We start from the raw sequence: 16435 nt of genomic DNA on the forward strand, positions 1-16435 counted from the left end.
CGGCGCGCGGCATTGGCTATCGACAGCTTGTGGCAGCGCCTGCGCGGACTCGTCCGGCCAACGCCGCGCGATCCTGAAACAGCGCCGCAAGCCCGCGCGTCCAGCGGGTCGTCGCGCGTGGCCGACAGCCTGCGCAGCCTGCTGGACGATTCCACCATTCCCGCCGCGGTGCGCAGCGAACTGGCGGCGGATTTCGCTCGCATCGAAAGCATGCTGGCGAAACTGGAGCGCGGCGAGTTGCACATCGCCGTGTTCGGCCGCGTGTCGGCGGGCAAGTCGGCGCTGGGCAATGCCTTGCTCGGTCACCAGGCGTTTCCCGTGGGCGTACTGCACGGCACCACCACCGAGGCCGGCCAGGCGCTGCTGGACGAGGCGCAACACGACGGCCTGGTGTTGATCGACACGCCGGGCATCAACGAACTCGATGGCGAAGCGCGCGAGCGGCTGGCTTTCGATGTGGCCGAGATCGCCGACCTGGTGGTGTTCGTCTGCGATGGCGACCTCACCCGGCAGGAACTGGACGCCCTGAAAACCCTGGCCGCCACCCAGCGCCCGCTGCTGCTGGCGTTGAACAAGGCCGATCGCTACGGCGCCGATGAACTGGCCGACCTGCTGGATCATCTGCGCCAGCGCGTGGCTAGCCTGGTACGCCCCGACGACGTGCTGGCCGCGGCCGCGTTACCCGCAGCGCAACGCGTGATCGACGTCGACGCGCAGGGCAAGGAAACCGTCCACCAACGCGCTCCTGCCCCGGACGTGGCGGCGTTGCGCGAGCGCCTGCTGGCGATCGCCGCGCATGAGGGCAAGACGCTGTCGGCCATCAACGCCGGCCTGTATGCGGGCCGGCTCACCGACCAGGTCAGCGCCCGCATCGCGCAGACGCGGCAACAGGTGGCCACCCGGCTGATCCGCCATTACTGCCTGGCCAAGGGCGTGGCGGTGGCGTTGAACCCGATTCCCGTGGCCGACCTGCTGGCCGCCGCGGGGCTGGATGCGGCGATGGTGGTGCAGCTGTCGCGCATCTATGGCCTGCCGCTGACGCGTGCCGAATCCGGCCGGCTGGTGGCGGTGATCTCGGCGCAGCTGGCCGCCTTGATGGGCGCCATCTGGGGCATGCAACTGGTGGCTTCCGCGCTCAAGGGCATGAGCGCCGGCTTGTCCGTACTGGTGACCGCCGCGGCGCAGGGCGCGCTGGGCTGGTATGCCACGGTACTGATCGGCCGCGCCGCCGAACGCTACCTGGTCGGCGGCAAATCCTGGGGCGACGCCGGCGCCAAGCGCGCCGTCGCCGACATCGTAGCCAGCCTGGATCGCGATTCGATCCTGCGCGAGGCGCGCGGGGAAATCCTGAAGCGGTTGAAGTCGCAACGGGGATAACACGCCACCTGTAGGAGCGGCTTCAGCCGCGACCACGCACCGCTGCACTTCCCGTCGCGGCTGAAGCCGCTCCTACAGAACCCCCAGCGCCTTGGCCAGGCGCTTCGCCGACACCGGTTCGGCCGTCTTCAGTTCCTGGGCGAACAGCGACACGCGCCACTCCTCGATCAGCCAGCGCAGTTCCGCCAGCGCCTGCGCATCGACGCCGGCGGCGCGATGTTGCAGGTAGGCGCGCCAGTACGGCATCACCTGCAGCATGCGTTGCTGATCCTTGGCCGGGTCCTGACGCAGCCGTTCGGCGCGCAGCCGCATGCCTTTCAGGTAGCGCGGGTAGTGGGCCAGCCGTTCCAGCGACAACTCGCGCAGGCATCCGGGCGTAAGCAGCGCATCGAATTGCTCGTGCAGGTCGTCGTAGCTGGCGCGGGCAAAGCCCATCAGCGGCGGCTGCAGCCAGGGCTTCAGATCGGCTTGTGCCTCGATGATCGGCTCGGCCAGTTTCAGCCGCTCCACCGCGGCGCCGAACAGTTCGCGCGACAACTGCGTGCGCAATTTTTCGAAATCGCCGGCGGTGCGCGCATCCAGTGCGTGGCGCGCCAGCAGGTCGGTGAAGCCGCCTTCCACCAGATCCTCGCGCAGGCTGTCGATGCTGCCCAGCGGCGTGTATTTCAGCGACAGCGGGTTGGCGATCGGCAAGCGGCGGCGCGCCTGCTTCGCCTCACTGGCCAGCGCGTTGCGCAGCAAGCGCACCACACCTTGTCGGTGTGCCGCGCGCGCCTCGTCGCTGCGCTCGAACACGCGCAGCGCCACGGTCTCGCCCAAGTCCACCAGGGCCGGGAACGCGGCCAGGCCACCTTCGGAGCGCACCTGCGCGGGGATCTCCTCGAAATCCCAGCTGGCCACGTCCTCACGGGTCAGCTCGATGTCGGTCTTGCGCGAGAACGCCTCGCGCGCCTGGCCTTCCCAACGACCACGCAGCTCGGCCAGGTCACGACCACTGGCCAGGGTCTTGCCGGGTTTTGCGGCATCGCCCTCGTGCAGGCGATAGCGCATCAGAAAATGCGCCGGCAACTCGACCGCGTCGAAAGCCGCTGCGTCGATGTCGACGCCGGTGGTGCGTTTCAGGAAACCGGCCAGCACCTTCGCCAGCAAGGCGTCGCGCGGCGCTTCGGCCTCGACGAAGGCGCGGGCGAAATCCGGCGCGGGCACGAAATTGCGGCGCAGGGTTTTCGGCAGGCCGCGGATCAGCTCGGCCACTTTTTCGCTGAGCAGGCCCGGCACCAGCCACTCGCACCGTGCGGCCGGCAGCGCGTTCAACATCGCCAGCGGCAGGTGCAGGGTGACGCCATCGGCCTCGTCGCCGGGCACGAAGCGGTATTCGAGTTTGTAGCGTTGCGGTCGCTCCTGCGCATCCTGCGCCCGCGACACTCGGCCATCCATGGCCAGCGGCGGGATGTCCAGCCACGCGGGAAACGCCTTCGCATCCAGCCCCGCGCCGCCGGCCATCACATCATCCAGCGACCAGCGCAGCGCCGCCTGCTCGGCGGGACGCGCCTTGCGGTACCACGCATCCAGCGCGCGGCTGCTGGCGATGTCCTCGGGCAGCTTGCCTTCGAAGAACGCCACCAGATCATCTTCATGGCGGATCAAGCCTTCGCGTCGCTGCTTTGCCTCAATGCCCAACGCCTCTTCCAGCACCCGTTGGTTGGCCCGCACGAAATCAGATTTGCTGTCGATGTCGCCACGCACCAGTGCCTCGCGCAGGAAGATCGCGTGGGCCAGCGCCGGGTCCTGCCGCTGGAACGTCACCGGCCGCTTCTCCACCAGTACCAGCCCGAACAGGCTCACCTGTTCGTACGCCACCACGCAGCCACGCTTTTTCGACCAGTGCGCCTCACGGCAAGTGGTGCGCAGCAGGTGCGCGGCCTGCTGCTCGATCCACAGCGGTTCCACCCGCGCATTGCTCATGCCCCATACGCGCCCGCCCACGTCCAGGATCTGCGCGCTGAAGATCCAGTTCGGCGGCGTCTTCGACAGCGCCGAGCCGGGGAAGACGTGGAACTTGCGCTCGCGGGTGCTCTGGTAGATGCCCTTCTCGTCCTTGCGACCGACCTGGGTGGGCAGGCCGGCGAGCAGCGAGCGGTGGATGGATTCAAAAAGACGCGCAGCGTCTTTTTCATCAGCAACCTGCTCTTCGCGTTCGCCTCCTCTCCCCTCTGGGGAGAGGATTGAGGAGAGGGGTCGGGGCTTGCGTGGCGCTTCATGGGGGACGTGCTTCTTCTTTCCACTATCTCGCGGAACCGGCCCCTTGCCCGACGGGGTCGCGGAGGAAAGGCGCCACCCCAATTCGGCCACCACCAGCAACAACTGCCGATGCAACTCACGCCATTCGCGCATGCGCATGAAGCTGAGGAAATGCCTTGAGCACCAGTCGCGCAGCTTCGACTGGGTCAGTTCCTCGTGGGCATCGTGATAGGCGCGCCACAGGTTCAGCACGCCGATGAAATCGGACTTGGGGTCGGCGAACAGCGCATGCGCGGTATCGGCCTGCTGGCGCGCGTCGGCGGGGCGTTCGCGCGGGTCCTGGATGCTGAGGAAGGAGACGATGGTCAGCAGTTCGCGCAGGCTGTGCAGCTTCTCGCCTTCCACCAGCATGCGCGCCAGTTGCACGTCGATCGGCAGCCGCGCCAGGGTGTGGCCGATGGCGGTGAGCTTGCGCCCGTCGTCGATCGCGGCGATCTCCGCCAGGCGACGATAGCCGTCGGCCACCACGCGGGGATCGGGGGCGTCGAGAAACGGGAACTGCTCCACGTCGCCCAGCTTCAGCGCCAGCATGCGCAGGATCACGTTGGCCAGCGACGAGCGCAGCAGTTCCGGATCGGTGAACGCGGCGCGGCCGGCGAAATCCACCTCGTCGTACAGCCGGTAGCAGATGCCGGGCCCCACGCGGCCACAGCGGCCCTTGCGCTGGTCGGCGGCGGCCTGCGAAACCGGCTCCACGTGCAGCCGTTCGAGCTGGCTGCGCTGGCTGTAGCGCTTCACCCGCGCCGTGCCGGTGTCGATCACGTAGCGGATGCGCGGCACGGTGAGCGAGGTTTCGGCCACGTTGGTGGCCAGCACCACGCGACGTTTGGTGCCGGGCCTGAACACGCGATCCTGGTCGCCGGCGGAAAGCCGCGCGTACAGCGGCATGATCTCCGTTTCGCGGTATTGCCGGCGCGACAGCAGCTGGTGCGCGTCGCGGATCTCGCGCTCGCCGGGCAGGAAAATCAGCACATCGCCGCGCGGGTCGTCGTGGCTGATTTCGTCCAGCACGGCAGCAATGTGTTCGGCGCTGCCTTGCTGGAACGAGGCTTTCTGTGGGAGCGGCTTCAGCCGCGATCCGGATTCCCTCGCGCCGTCCATCGCGACTGAAGTCGCTCCCACAGGTGGGCGGGCGCCATTCACCGGGCGCCAGCGCAGTTCCACCGGATACGCACGCCCTTCCACCGCCACCACCGGCGCACCGCCAAAGTGTTCGGCGAAGCGCGCCGTGTCGATGGTGGCCGAGGTGACGATGACCTTCAGCTGTGGCCGCTTCGCCGCCAACTGCTTCAGGTAGCCCAGCAGGAAGTCGATGTTGAGGCTGCGCTCGTGGGCTTCGTCGATGATCAGCGTGTCATACGCGCTCAGCCACGGGTCGCCCTGGGTTTCGGCCAGCAGGATGCCGTCGGTCATGAACTTGATCAGGCTGCGCTCGGACACCTGGTCGTTGAAGCGCACCTGGAAACCCACGATGTCGCCCACCGGTGTGCCCAGTTCCTCGGCCACGCGGCGCGCCACCGAGCGGGCGGCCAGCCGGCGTGGCTGGGTGCAGCCGATCATGCCGGCCTCGCCGCGGCCGGCGGCCAGGCACAGCTTGGGCAGCTGGGTGGTCTTGCCCGAGCCGGTCTCGCCGGCGATCACCACCACCTGGTGCTCGCGGATCAGCTTGACGATGTCGTCGGCGCGGGCGCTGATCGGCAGCGAGTCGTCCAGCCGGATCGCCGGCTTGGCGGCGACGCGCGTGCGGCGTTTTGCCGCCGACCGCTCGATATCCGCGCGCAATGCCGCCAGTTTGTTCTCATCGGGCCGGCGCGACAGCGTACGCCAGCGGCCCAGCAGGCGACCGAAGTCGCGGCTGGCCACCGTGTCCAGCTGCCCGCGCAGCTTGCGCAGGCCGGGATCGGCGGCGGATTCGGGAGTGGGCGGGTCGGAGGCATTCATCGAACCGCGCATGATAACTGCTGGCGACGGCCTGATAGTCGAAAGCTATCGGCGGCATACAAAGGTTTCATTTCACCAACGGCGGTCGCCCCGCTACTGTGGGTCCATCGCATCGATCACCAAGAAGGAGCGACACATGGCCATTTCCATCGGCATTGCCAAAAAGGATCGCGAAGCGGTCGCCAAGAACCTGTCCAAGCTGTTGGCCGACACGTATTCGCTGTACCTGAAGACCCACAGCTTCCACTGGAACGTCACCGGCCCGCAGTTCAACAGCCTGCATGCGATGTTCGAGACGCAGTACAACGAATTGTGGCTGGCCGCCGACGAAGTGGCCGAGCGCATCCGCACGCTGGACGTGTTCGCGCCGGGTTCCTACAGCCAGTTCGGCAAGCTCACCTCGATCAAGGAAGAGGCCGGCGTGCCGGAATGGAAGGACATGGTCGCCCAGTTGGTGGAAGGCCACGAGATCGCCGCCGCCACCGCCCGCGAGACGATCAAGGTCGCCGACAAGGCGGGCGACGAGGGCACCGCTGACATGGTCACCGGCCGCCTGAAGGAGCACGAGAAAACTGCCTGGATGCTGCGCTCGCTGCTGCGTTGAGTTTTCCGCGCTTCCACAACAAAAACCCGGCGTCATGCCGGGTTTTTGTTTTTCTAAAGCTGCCGCGTCACGCAGCAATCGGGCGTGTTCACCTTGATCGGCACCACCGCCGGCTTGGCCGCGCTGCCGGCGGTGGCCGGCACCGCATGCTGCTCGCTGGCAGGCGGCAACACATAGCGCTGGTTGAAGTAGGCCCAGCTTGGCCACAGCGCGTGCGCCAGCGCCAGCTTGTCCAGCGTCGGGTCGAGCGGCACCGGGGTGAGCGTTTCGGCGCCCACGTCGTAGTGGAATTGCTTCGCGCTCTGGTGCGGCTGCAGCACCACCAACTGGTCGTATTTCAGGTAACCGTAGTTGTCGCCGTACTGCATGATCGCCCGGTCCGGATAACGCCGGGTGAGGTCGGCGCCCAGCATCGGGTGCACGCTGCTGATGCCGATCAGCGACAGCAGCGTGGGCGCCAGGTCGATCTGGCTGACGATGTGCTCGTCGCGCTGCACCGGCACGCCCGCGCCCAGGATCAGCGCGGGAATGTGGAAATGCCGCACCGGCACCAGGCTGGCGCCAAACACGCGGGCGTCATGGTCGGCCACGATCAGGAACACGGTGTGGTCCCAGTACGGCGATTTCTTCGCCCGCTCGAAGAACTGCCCGATCGCCCAGTCCGCATAACGCACCGTGTTCTGCACGCTGGCCGCGGGCTCGGTGGCCTTGATGCGGCCGGCCGGATATTCCCACGGCGTGTGGTTGGACACGCTGAACGCCAGCGTGAAGTTGGGCTTGTCGCCGTCCTGCATCAAGCGGTGGTGCAGCTCGTTGAACATGTCCTCGTCGGATGCGCCCCACGACCCCGTGAAACCGGGCTTGACCTCGAACTTCGGCTGGTCGATCACCTCGTCGAAACCGTTGCCCAGGAAGAACGATTTCATGTTGTCGAAATGCGCCTCACCGCCGTAGATGAAGCGCGAGTGGTAGCCGTATTCGCCCAGCAAGCCGGCGATGGTGAAGAAGCCGCGCTGGCTGCGCGGCAGTTTCAGCACCGCCTCGGCCGGCGTGGGCAGGAAGCCGGTGTTGACCGCTTCCAGCCCGCGCACCGAGCGCGTGCCGGTGGCATAGGTGCGCGCCAGCAGCCAACCCTGTTTCGACAGCGCATCGAACTGCGGCGACAGCTGCTGCCCGCCAAGCGTGCCGATGAACTGCGCGCCCAGGCTCTCCTCCATGATGATCACCAGGTTCAGCGGCTTGGCCGGCTTCGCGCTGGCCTGCTGGCGGTGCATGCTGGGGTACTTGGGGTCGAGCATGGGGCCGGTGAAACCCGCCGCCTCGCGCACAATGTGCTGCATCTCGGGCTCGGGCATCTTGCCGTAGACGGCCGCGGCGGAGCGCTCGTTGCTCATGCCGCGGATCGCGTTGGCCACGTTGTAGAGGGAATTCAGCGGCAGCGTGTTGACCATGCTGTCGTCGCTGAAGGCCACCATCGACGCGTTGAGCGGGCGATGCTCCAGCGTGCCGCGCCCGGCCAGCAGCAATACGGCAAACGCCACCGCCGTCACCACCGGCCGCCAGGCCAGCTTCATGCGCGCATCGACCGGCTGCGTGCGCAGCCAGCGGAAGCCCCACCAGCCCAGCAGACCCAGCACGATCAGGCCAAAGAACAGCACGCCCTTGTAGCCGTGCCACAACATCGCCGACACCTCGTGCGGGCTGTTGAGGTATTCGATGTAGAGCCGGTTCGGGCGGGTGTCGTATTCCAGGATGAACTGCGGCGTGGACACTTCCAGCAGCACGAACAGCAGCCACCACACGCGGTACCACCACGCGGTGATGCGCGTGGGCCAGGCGAGATGACCCAGCCATGGCGACAGCAGGATGGGAAACGCGCAGATCATCGCCAGGAAACTGAGGTCGATGCGCCAGCCACCGAACAGGATCGGCCACAGCCCACCCGCCGGCTGCACCCGCGACCAAAGCCACACCGACAGACCCAGCCGACTGAGCGTCAGCAGAACCATGGTGGCCGCGAAGAAGCGCCAGGAAAGCCGTCGCATACGAAGTCTCCGGTGAAGCCGTGCAGTTTAGCGCAGCGCCATGAGTGCGCCGCGGGATGCGATCGTTGCGGCGCTGCCGCACAATGACCGTCCAGTCGAACAGGGATGCCGCGCATGCTTCAACTCAGCCAGGCCACGCCGATCGCCACCGGCAAGCACCGGCAGGTGTACCAGCACCCGGAACAGCCGGGGCAGTTGGTGAAGGTGGTCCGCACCGACCTGATCGAAAACGCCGCGGCGACAGCACGATGGCCGCGCACCGGCCCGTATCGCGGCTACGTGCGCGAGTTCAAGGAATACCTGGCCTCGCGCCACGCCGACCCGGGCCCGACTCCGCTGGCGGCGGTCATCGGCCTGGCCGACACCGACCTGGGCGTGGGCCTGGTGGTGGAAAAGATCCTCGGTGCCGATGGCGCGCTGGCGCCCACGCTGGCGACCTGGCTGGGCCGCGACGGCTTCACCGCCGCAATGCGCCAGGCGCTGGACGACCTGCTCGCCGCGCTGCTGCGGCACAACGTGATCGCCACCGACCTGCACGCCTTCAACATGGTTTACGGCAGCAACGACGGCACCGCGCCGCGGCTGATGATGATCGACGGCTTCGGCGAGAAAAACATCATCCCGCACCGCTCCATGAGCCGTCGCCACAACGCCACCGTCAATCGCCGGAAATTCGAGCGGCTGGTGCGCCGTTGCCAGGCCGGCGTGACCTGAGCGCCACCGGCGTTGCGTGAGGCGCCGCCGGCTCATTGCGACGCCATCGAACAACCCGGCTTCACCGCCGCCGCATCGAACAGCCACCAGGCATTGCGGTTGGCCACGCCCAGTCGCACCACCCGCGCCGGGTCCACGCAGGGGCCCAAGGCGTCGCTGTTGACCAGGATCCAGCGCCGCTGCGGCGCTTGCGCCTGCCATGCCAGCGCATCGTGCATCTGCTGCGCCGCGGGCCGCGAAAAGCCAAATTCCACCGGTGGCCGCCGTGCCTGCAGCAGCAGCTCCTCGCGCCACTGCACCAGCGCCAGCTCACCGTCGGGGCCGATCCGCTCATCCGCACTGCGCATCAGCGCACGCACGGACTGGTTGTCATTGAGCAGCGGGTACGTGCTGACCGGCCAGCCCACCCACGCCGCACCCAGCCCCACCAGCAACGCCAGCACGCCACGGCGGGGACGGAACCACGCCGCCGCCAGCACAAACAGCACGCCCACGCCGATCGCGCACCACCACAACGCGGCGCCACCATCGGGCAGTTCGTACCCGGCGGCGATACGCTGCGCGGCGCGCGGATGAGCTGACAGCGCCCAGGTACCGGCGGCCAGGAAAACCACGCCCATCAACACGCCCAGCGCGAACGCCGCCCGCGAAAACCAGCGCCTGGCCAGCAGCCCGTCCACGAACGGAGCCATCGCCAGCACCACCATCGGCAACGCCGGCAACAGGTAGATCTCGCGTTTGCCGGAGGGAATGCTGAAAAACAGCAAGGCCAGCAACCACCACGCCAGCGGCAGCAATACGCGTGCCTCACGGCCGCGCAGCGCATCGCGCCATGCCGGCAACAGCAGCGGGATCAGCAGGCAAACCGGAAACCAGTCGCGCGCCATCACCAGCAGGAAGAACCAGGCCGGCTCCGCATGGGCCCATGAATTGGCGTAGCGCTGGGCGGTCTGGCGAAACAGCAGATCCTGCACGTAGGCGATGTATTCGGGCGTGTTGAAACCGTAGGCCGCCACCAGCATCGGCACCAGCCACAGCGCGATCGGCAGCAGGAACGCCAGCGCACCCGCGGCCCAGCGCCAGCCATCACCGCGGGTTTGCGTCACCCCCGGCCAGTGCCGCAGCCGCGCAAACAGGTACGGCAGCAGCATCAGCAGTACCAGCACGCCGACGCCCTTGGTGATCACGCCCAGCCCCGCCGCGAAGCAGCCCAGCCAGTACGCCCGCCAATCCGGGCCGCGCAGGCAATGCACCAGCAGGCCGGCATTGCCGATGGTCACCCAGAACAGCAGCAGCGGGTCGATCTGCGCGTGCTTGATCACATCGACAAACTGGATCGCCGCCAGCAGCAGCACCGCCGCCAGCAAACCGATGCGCGCGTTCCACAGGCGCCGCCCGGTGCGGTAGACCACCAGCAGGCTGCCCAGCCCGGCCAGCAGCGAGGGCAGCAGGAAGGCGCCGCGCCAGCCGCCGGTAAGCCAGAAGGTGATCGCCTCGCACCACATCAACAGCGGCGGCTTGTCCGAATACAGCTCGATCCCGCGATGCGGGAACAGCCACTGCCCGGAACTGAGCATCTGGTGCGCGACCAGCGCGAAGCGTGGTTCATCCGGCGGCCACGGGTCGCGCAGGCCGATGCCCGCGGCCAGCACCACCAGCGCCACCGCCATGAACCACCAGAACATGCGCCGGGCACGCGTATCGTCGTCGATCGTTGTCATTCTTCAGTCCGTTGTCTGCGCCGGGACTCTAGCAAAAAGCCGGCGCGTACCTGAGGCGGGAAAGGAGCAGTGTGCAGCGTCGACGTTAGGATCGGCTTAGGCCGGCGCGGCAGGCTTTCCAATCCCGCCCGCACGCGCAACCATAGGCATCCTCCCCCCGAGACGTGCCCCATGAGTGTTTCCGACGACGACTACGATGCGGACGACGCGTTCGACGACATCGAGGATGCCTCCGTGGAAGCACTGGTGTGGCAGCTGCTGCAGCTGATCAACCCGGGCGACGAGGACACCGCGCTGCAGCAGTTCGACGATTACCGCGAGACGGTGGCGCCGATGGCCGAGGACAGCTACGAACCGGTCCACATGATGGCCCACGTGATCGACTGGCGCTCCGGCTTTCACATCGACGCCGGCGATTCGCGGGCGCTGGTGCAGGTGATCGACGAGTTGTGCGCCCGCTGGAACCTGTCCATCGACTGGAACGGCGACCCGGCCGATGACGACTTCTTCGAGGACATGGATGGCGCTTCGCTGCTGGGCACCGCCTACGACTGCCTGGCCGAATACGGCTACACGCTGTGGACGTGGGAAGCCGACAACGACAGCCACGCCGGCTGGATCACGCTGACCCGCGACGCGGAACCCATGCGCGAGCTGGCCACCGCGCTGGGCATCAACCTGCGCCTGGGCAGCGAAGTCAGCTGACCCGATCGGCGGCGCCGGAGGAAGGCGCGCGATCGATCGCCCGTCGCTGGTAAAGCCGCCGATCCGCCTCGCCCAGCCCGTCGAACAGCGACACGCCGTGCCCGAAACTGGCGGCACCAAAGGTGAATCCGATCGGCGCGGAGGCACGGTCCGCTTCGATCTCGCGCGCCACCCGCGCGGTCGCCTCGCCATCCGCGCCACGCAGCAGCAGCAGGAACTCGTCGCCACCAAGTCTCACCACCGGGTCGTCGCGCCGGGCATGGCTGAACAGGAATCTGGCCATGGCCACCAGCACCTCATCGCCGCGCTGATGGCCATACTGGTCGTTGATCTGCTTGAAGTGATCCAGGTCGATGGCGATGCAACCCCACGCCTCGGACGCGAGCGCGTCGGACAGGTTGTCCAGGTAGCGGCGGTTGAAGCATTTGGTGAGCGGATCGCGGATGGCCTCGTCCCACAGCCGCAACTCCTGCTGGTAGCGCTCGGTGATATCCAGCGCGTGTCCCAGCACATAGGGTTCGTCGCTCTGGTCGTCCAGCACGCTCTGGTATTGCCACACGCGCCGGCCGCCATCCTTGGCAATCAGTTCCAGCATGCCGGCGTGGCGATCCTTGGTCATCAACTGCAACAGGTAGGTGTGAAACGCGGCATGGCGTTCGGGTGGGATGAAATCGGTCAGCGATCGCCCCAGCAGCTCGCCCACCGAATAGCCCAGCGATGCCGCCGCGGCGGGGTTCACCGACAGCACCACGCCTTCGTGGTCGTGCGTGCAGATCAGGCCAAGGCTGAACTCGAACAGCTTGCGGAACCGCCGATCGCTGGCTTCCAGCGCCGCCACGACACGCCGGCGGATGGAAATGTCCTGGACCACGCCCACCAGCCGGGCGGGTGCCGGCTGCATTTGCGCGAAACCGATGGTGCGCACCCATATCTTTCGCCCCTTGGCGGTGAGCATGGGCAACTCCATGTCCCAGCTTGCATGCGGATCGATCATGGCCGCCTTTACGGCCAATTCGATCTTCGGCCTGGCTTCGGGCGTGTAATAGTTGAACGCCTCCGTCAAGGTCGGGTGATGACCGGGCGGCAGGTCATGCACGGCACAGGTTTCATCGGACCAGTTGACCTGCTTCGTGTCCAGATCGAGCGACCAGCGCCCCGCGCCCATCAACCGGTCGGTGCGGGCGAGCAGCGCCGCCATCGCTTTCGCCGCCTCCAGGCCCGAAACGGCGTCATCGCGCTGGCGTTGTCGCACGGCCTGGCGCTGCAGCGACAGCATGCGCAATTCCAGCGCCTCTACCGCGGCCGCGGCCAGAGCCGCCAGGACCCGGCGCTGTTCGTCATTCAACTTGCGTGGCGTGCGATCGAGAATGCACAGCGCACCGACGCGGACACCGTCGTGCAGCGTCAATGGCATCCCCGCATAAAAACGGATACCCGGATACCCGGTCACCAGCGGGTTCTCGGCCCAGCGCGCATCGCTGCCGGCATCGGTGACTTCCATCAGCTCGGGACCGAGGATGGCCTGCGCACAAAACGCCACGTCACGCGGCGTCTCGCGCAGGCCGGCGAAGCCGATGTTGGCCTTGAACCACTGGCGCTCGTTGTCGATCAGGGTGATCAGCGCGATCGGCGCGCCCGTCGCGATGGCGGTGCTGCGGGCCAGCGCATCGAACAGCGGATCGGCCTCGGTATCCAGTGCCGACAAGGCCGCAAGCCGCTCCGCGCGAGCGTCTTCAGCCGCAGGTTGGGGAGCGTCGGTCATGCACGGATCCTTGGAAACTGCCCACTTCACCATGCCACATCGTGGCCTCACGGAGCGTGACTGGTGCGTCAACCCGCGCCGGCACCTTTCGACACGATGACGTGGCCGCCCGGACAGACGGATCCACCCGGCCCGCCACGGAGACAGCCGAAAACGGACCGGAACCTCGGCCAATGGAATAATGGCGCTCCCCCGCAGCCGCTTCGACCATGCACGACACGCCTTTCTCCCAGCCCTGCCATGCGATCGCCTATGCGCGGTCGCCGTATACGCAACGCATCGACGCGCCCCACCAGTCCACCGTGGTGGCAGGCACGGCCACGGCGGCGGCGGCCGAGGCGTTGATCGAATTCGTGGAGGGTTTCCCGGCCGCCGCGTTCCGCGACCTGGCCGGGTTCGAGCGCATCTGGCTGGTGTTCGCCTTCCATCGCAGCGAGGGCTGGAAGGCCGAGGTGAAGCCGCCCCGCGGTGGCGGCAAGCGCAGCGTGCTGGCCACGCGTTCGCCGCATCGCCCCAACGCGATCGGGCTGTCCGCCGTCGAGCTGGTGGCGGTGGAGGAAACGCGGCTGCGCGTGCGCGGCATGGACCTGCTCGATGGCACGCCGATTCTCGACATCAAGCCCTACGTGCCCTACGCCGATGCCTTCCCCACCGCGCGCGCCGGCTGGATCGACGCCATCGATGCGGCGCAGGGCCGGCAATCCGCGCCCGGCCCGCGGCGCCCGCGCAAGGCGCCGCCGGAGGACGCTTCGTAGCAAGCGCCGTCCGCATTGCCGCGGGTTACGGCCGGTACGCGCTCATCGACGCGGGCCGCGCCGAGACGGCGGTACCCCAGCGCTTGTCCGGCTGCGCCTGCATGGTGAAGTGCAGCTCACCGCCCGCGACAATCTCCGCGTGACGCAGGAACGTGCGCGCCAGCGGTTTGCCGTTGAGCGTCACCGCACCCACGTAGGGATGGGCATCGTCCAGCGGCGTGGCGCTGACCGTGAAGGTGCGGCCGTTGCCGACATGCAGGCTGGCGCGCGCCACGAAGGGACGGCCAATCGCGTACTCGTCGCTGCCCGGCGTCACCGGATAGAAGCCCAGCGCGGTGAACACGTACCAGGCCGACATCTGGCCCAGGTCGTCATTGCCGCTGAGGCCATCGGGCCGCGCCGCGTACTGGCTGTCCATGATCTGCTTCAGCCGCGCCTGCGCCTTCCACGCGGCGCCGGCGTAATCGTAAAGATAGGCAATGTGATGGCTGGGCTCGTTGCCGTGCGCGTACCAGCCGATCAGGCCGGTGATGTCTTCCACGTGCTTGAAGTGCGCGGGGTCGACCTTGGCGTCGAACAGGGCATCGAGCTTGGCCACAAACTTCTCGTCGCCGCCCATCGCACCGATCAACCCCGCCACGTCCTGCGGCACGTACCACGAGTACTGCCAGGCGTTGCCCTCGGTGAAATCGCTGCCGTAGCCCGCCGCCGTGGGATCGAACGGCTCGCGGAATGTGCCGTCGGCGAGGCGGGCGCGCATGAAGCCAGTCCGCGGGTCCCACGCGTTCTTCCAGTTGCCGGCGCGCTTTTCGAAAGTGGCGGCGACGTCGGCCTTGCCCATGGCCTTGGCCATCTGCGCCAGCGACCAGTCGTCGTAGGCGTATTCCAGCGTTTTCGAGGCGCCCTCGGGTTCCTTGTCGATCGGTACGTAACCGAGCTTCATGTAATCGGCCAGGTCGCCGTAGGGGCCGTAGCTGGCGCTGGTCACCATCGCCTGCAGCGCTTTTTCCGCATCGAAACCGCGCACGCCCTTGATGTACGCATCGGCGATCACCGGCACCGCGTGGTAGCCGATCATGCACCACGTCTCCAGCCCCTGGTACGCCCACACCGGCAGGATGCCGAACGGGCTGGCCTCGCGCGCGGCGATCAGCGAGCGGATGAAATCCGTGCTGCGGGCGGGGTGCAGCAACACCATCAGCGGCTGCTGCGCGCGATACACGTCCCACAGCGACCAGGTGGAATAGAACTCGAAATCCTTCGCCCGATGCACCGCATGATCCGGCCCGCGGTAATCGCCGTTGACGTCCATGCTCAGCGTCGGCGACAGCATCGCGTGGTACAGCGCGGTGTAGAACTGCGTTCTTGCCGTCTTCGGCGCATCGATGTCGACCACCGCCAGCGCCTTGGCCCAGGCGGTTTTCGCCTCCGCGCGGCGGGCGTCGAAATCCCAGCCGACGCCATCCTGGTCCAGATTGGCGACCGCGTTGGCCTCGCTCACCGGCGAGATCGCCACCTTCACCTCCAGCGGCTTCTTCAACGCGCCGAAATCGAACACGCCGACCAGCGCGCGGCCGTTCTGCGCATCGTTGTCCACCGGCTGGTTGCCTGGCCCCTTGAACCCCTTGTAGACGACATCGGTTTCGCGATCGAGCAATCGGCGCGAAACCATCGGCTGCGAGAAGCGCATCGCGAAGCACAGCTCGCGCCCCGGCGCCCAGCCACGCGTGGTGCGGCAGCCGGTGACCGTGCCGTCGTCGTGCACGCGCAGGCTAGCCCACAACACCTTGCCCGTGTAGTCGTAGATGCTGGGCCGCAGGTCCAGCAGCACGTGCGCCGGCTTGCCCGCCGGGAAGGTGTAGCGATGCCAGCCGACCCGGCGCCCCGCAGTGAGCTCGGCGCGCACGCCGTAGTCGCTCAGCGTCACCGCGTAATAGCCAGCCTGCGCCACTTCGCTGTCATGCGAGAAGCGCGAGCGGTAGCCGCTGCCCGGCCTGGCCGGGTCGCCCGGCTCCAGCCGCATGTCACCGGCAATCGGCATCAGCAAAACGTCGCCCAGGTCCGAATGGCCGGAGCCGGAAAAATGCGTATGCGAAAAACCCATGATGCTGCTGTCGCCGTACTGGTAACCGGCCGCCCATTTGTACGCATGCTTGAAGTCCGGCATCGCCGTATCCGGGCTCAGCTGGATCATGCCGAACGGTACGGTGGCGCCGGGAAAGGTGTGGCCATCGCCACCCGTGCCGATGCGCGGATCGACCGCCGACCAGGCGTCCGTACCCACGCTCGCGGCATGCGCGGCGTACATACCGGACAGGCCGGGCAGCGTCAGCAGGGCGATGGCGATCCGACGCCCATGGCGGCGGATGAGAATTCTGGTTGACGACATGGCACTCTCACCGTGGGTTAGTGATCGTCGGCTTTCGACGCCCGGTTGCCGCCGGCTTTGTCGCTCGCCGTTCGGGAGCGTCGAACCTGCGGCCAGTGTCGGCCGAGTGTAATACGCCACG

Annotated in this window: 10 protein-coding genes; 5 read left to right on the forward strand and 5 right to left on the reverse strand. The window is 67.4% G+C overall.

Annotation, left to right across the window (positions count from 1 at the left end):
* Positions 1-12: 12 nt before the first annotated feature.
* Complete coding sequence (locus ASD68_RS15985) at positions 13-1377, forward strand: GTP-binding protein (RefSeq protein WP_056608561.1); 1365 nt, start codon at positions 13-15, stop codon at positions 1375-1377.
* Between the two features lie 72 nt (positions 1378-1449).
* Here the strand turns inward: ASD68_RS15985 and hrpA are convergent, their stop codons facing one another.
* Positions 1450-5619: an ATP-dependent RNA helicase HrpA gene (gene hrpA / locus ASD68_RS15990; RefSeq protein ID WP_056608781.1), complete on the reverse strand. Its 4170-nt coding sequence runs from the start codon at positions 5617-5619 to the stop codon at positions 1450-1452.
* Positions 5620-5755: 136 nt separating this feature from the next.
* On the opposite strand from hrpA, the gene ASD68_RS15995 reads away from it, so the two are divergent.
* Positions 5756-6223, forward strand: a complete 468-nt coding sequence (locus ASD68_RS15995) for a Dps family protein (protein WP_056608564.1) — start codon at positions 5756-5758, stop codon at positions 6221-6223.
* Between the two features lie 53 nt (positions 6224-6276).
* On the opposite strand, the gene ASD68_RS16000 is transcribed toward ASD68_RS15995, so the two are convergent.
* Positions 6277-8268 carry an LTA synthase family protein gene (locus tag ASD68_RS16000; RefSeq protein WP_056608567.1) on the reverse strand — a complete coding sequence of 664 codons (1992 nt, stop codon included), beginning with the start codon at positions 8266-8268 and terminating at the stop codon, positions 6277-6279.
* A gap of 114 nt (positions 8269-8382) precedes the next feature.
* Between ASD68_RS16000 and ASD68_RS16005 the strand changes: the two genes are divergently transcribed.
* Complete coding sequence (locus tag ASD68_RS16005) at positions 8383-8982, forward strand: YrbL family protein (protein WP_162247424.1); 600 nt, start codon at positions 8383-8385, stop codon at positions 8980-8982.
* 32 nt (positions 8983-9014) lie between these two features.
* On the opposite strand, the gene ASD68_RS16010 is transcribed toward ASD68_RS16005, so the two are convergent.
* Positions 9015-10703 (reverse strand): glycosyltransferase family 39 protein, encoded by a 1689-nt coding sequence (locus ASD68_RS16010; RefSeq protein WP_056608573.1) that lies wholly within the window; start codon positions 10701-10703, stop codon positions 9015-9017.
* A gap of 171 nt (positions 10704-10874) precedes the next feature.
* On the opposite strand from ASD68_RS16010, the gene ASD68_RS16015 reads away from it, so the two are divergent.
* Positions 10875-11408, forward strand: a complete 534-nt coding sequence (locus tag ASD68_RS16015) for a hypothetical protein (protein WP_007080369.1) — start codon at positions 10875-10877, stop codon at positions 11406-11408.
* Here the strand turns inward: ASD68_RS16015 and ASD68_RS16020 are convergent.
* Positions 11401-13170 (reverse strand): diguanylate cyclase, encoded by a 1770-nt coding sequence (locus tag ASD68_RS16020; RefSeq protein ID WP_056608577.1) that lies wholly within the window; start codon positions 13168-13170, stop codon positions 11401-11403. The two genes, ASD68_RS16015 and ASD68_RS16020, sit on opposite strands and share 8 nt — an antisense overlap.
* Before the next feature lie 209 nt (positions 13171-13379).
* On the opposite strand from ASD68_RS16020, the gene tsaA reads away from it, so the two are divergent.
* Entirely contained in the window at positions 13380-13925 is a 546-nt protein-coding gene (tsaA, locus tag ASD68_RS16025; protein ID WP_056608580.1) for a tRNA (N6-threonylcarbamoyladenosine(37)-N6)-methyltransferase TrmO, read from the forward strand.
* Positions 13926-13950: 25 nt separating this feature from the next.
* On the opposite strand, the gene ASD68_RS16030 is transcribed toward tsaA, so the two are convergent.
* The gene (locus ASD68_RS16030) at positions 13951-16314 is read right to left on the reverse strand and encodes a GH92 family glycosyl hydrolase (RefSeq protein WP_056608583.1); all 2364 of its coding nucleotides are present in this window, start codon (positions 16312-16314) and stop codon (positions 13951-13953) included.
* Between the last annotated feature and the right edge of the window lie 121 nt (positions 16315-16435).

Origin of the sequence: Rhodanobacter sp. Root627 (assembly GCF_001427835.1) — a bacterium.
Taxonomy (GTDB): domain Bacteria; phylum Pseudomonadota; class Gammaproteobacteria; order Xanthomonadales; family Rhodanobacteraceae; genus Rhodanobacter; species Rhodanobacter ginsenosidimutans.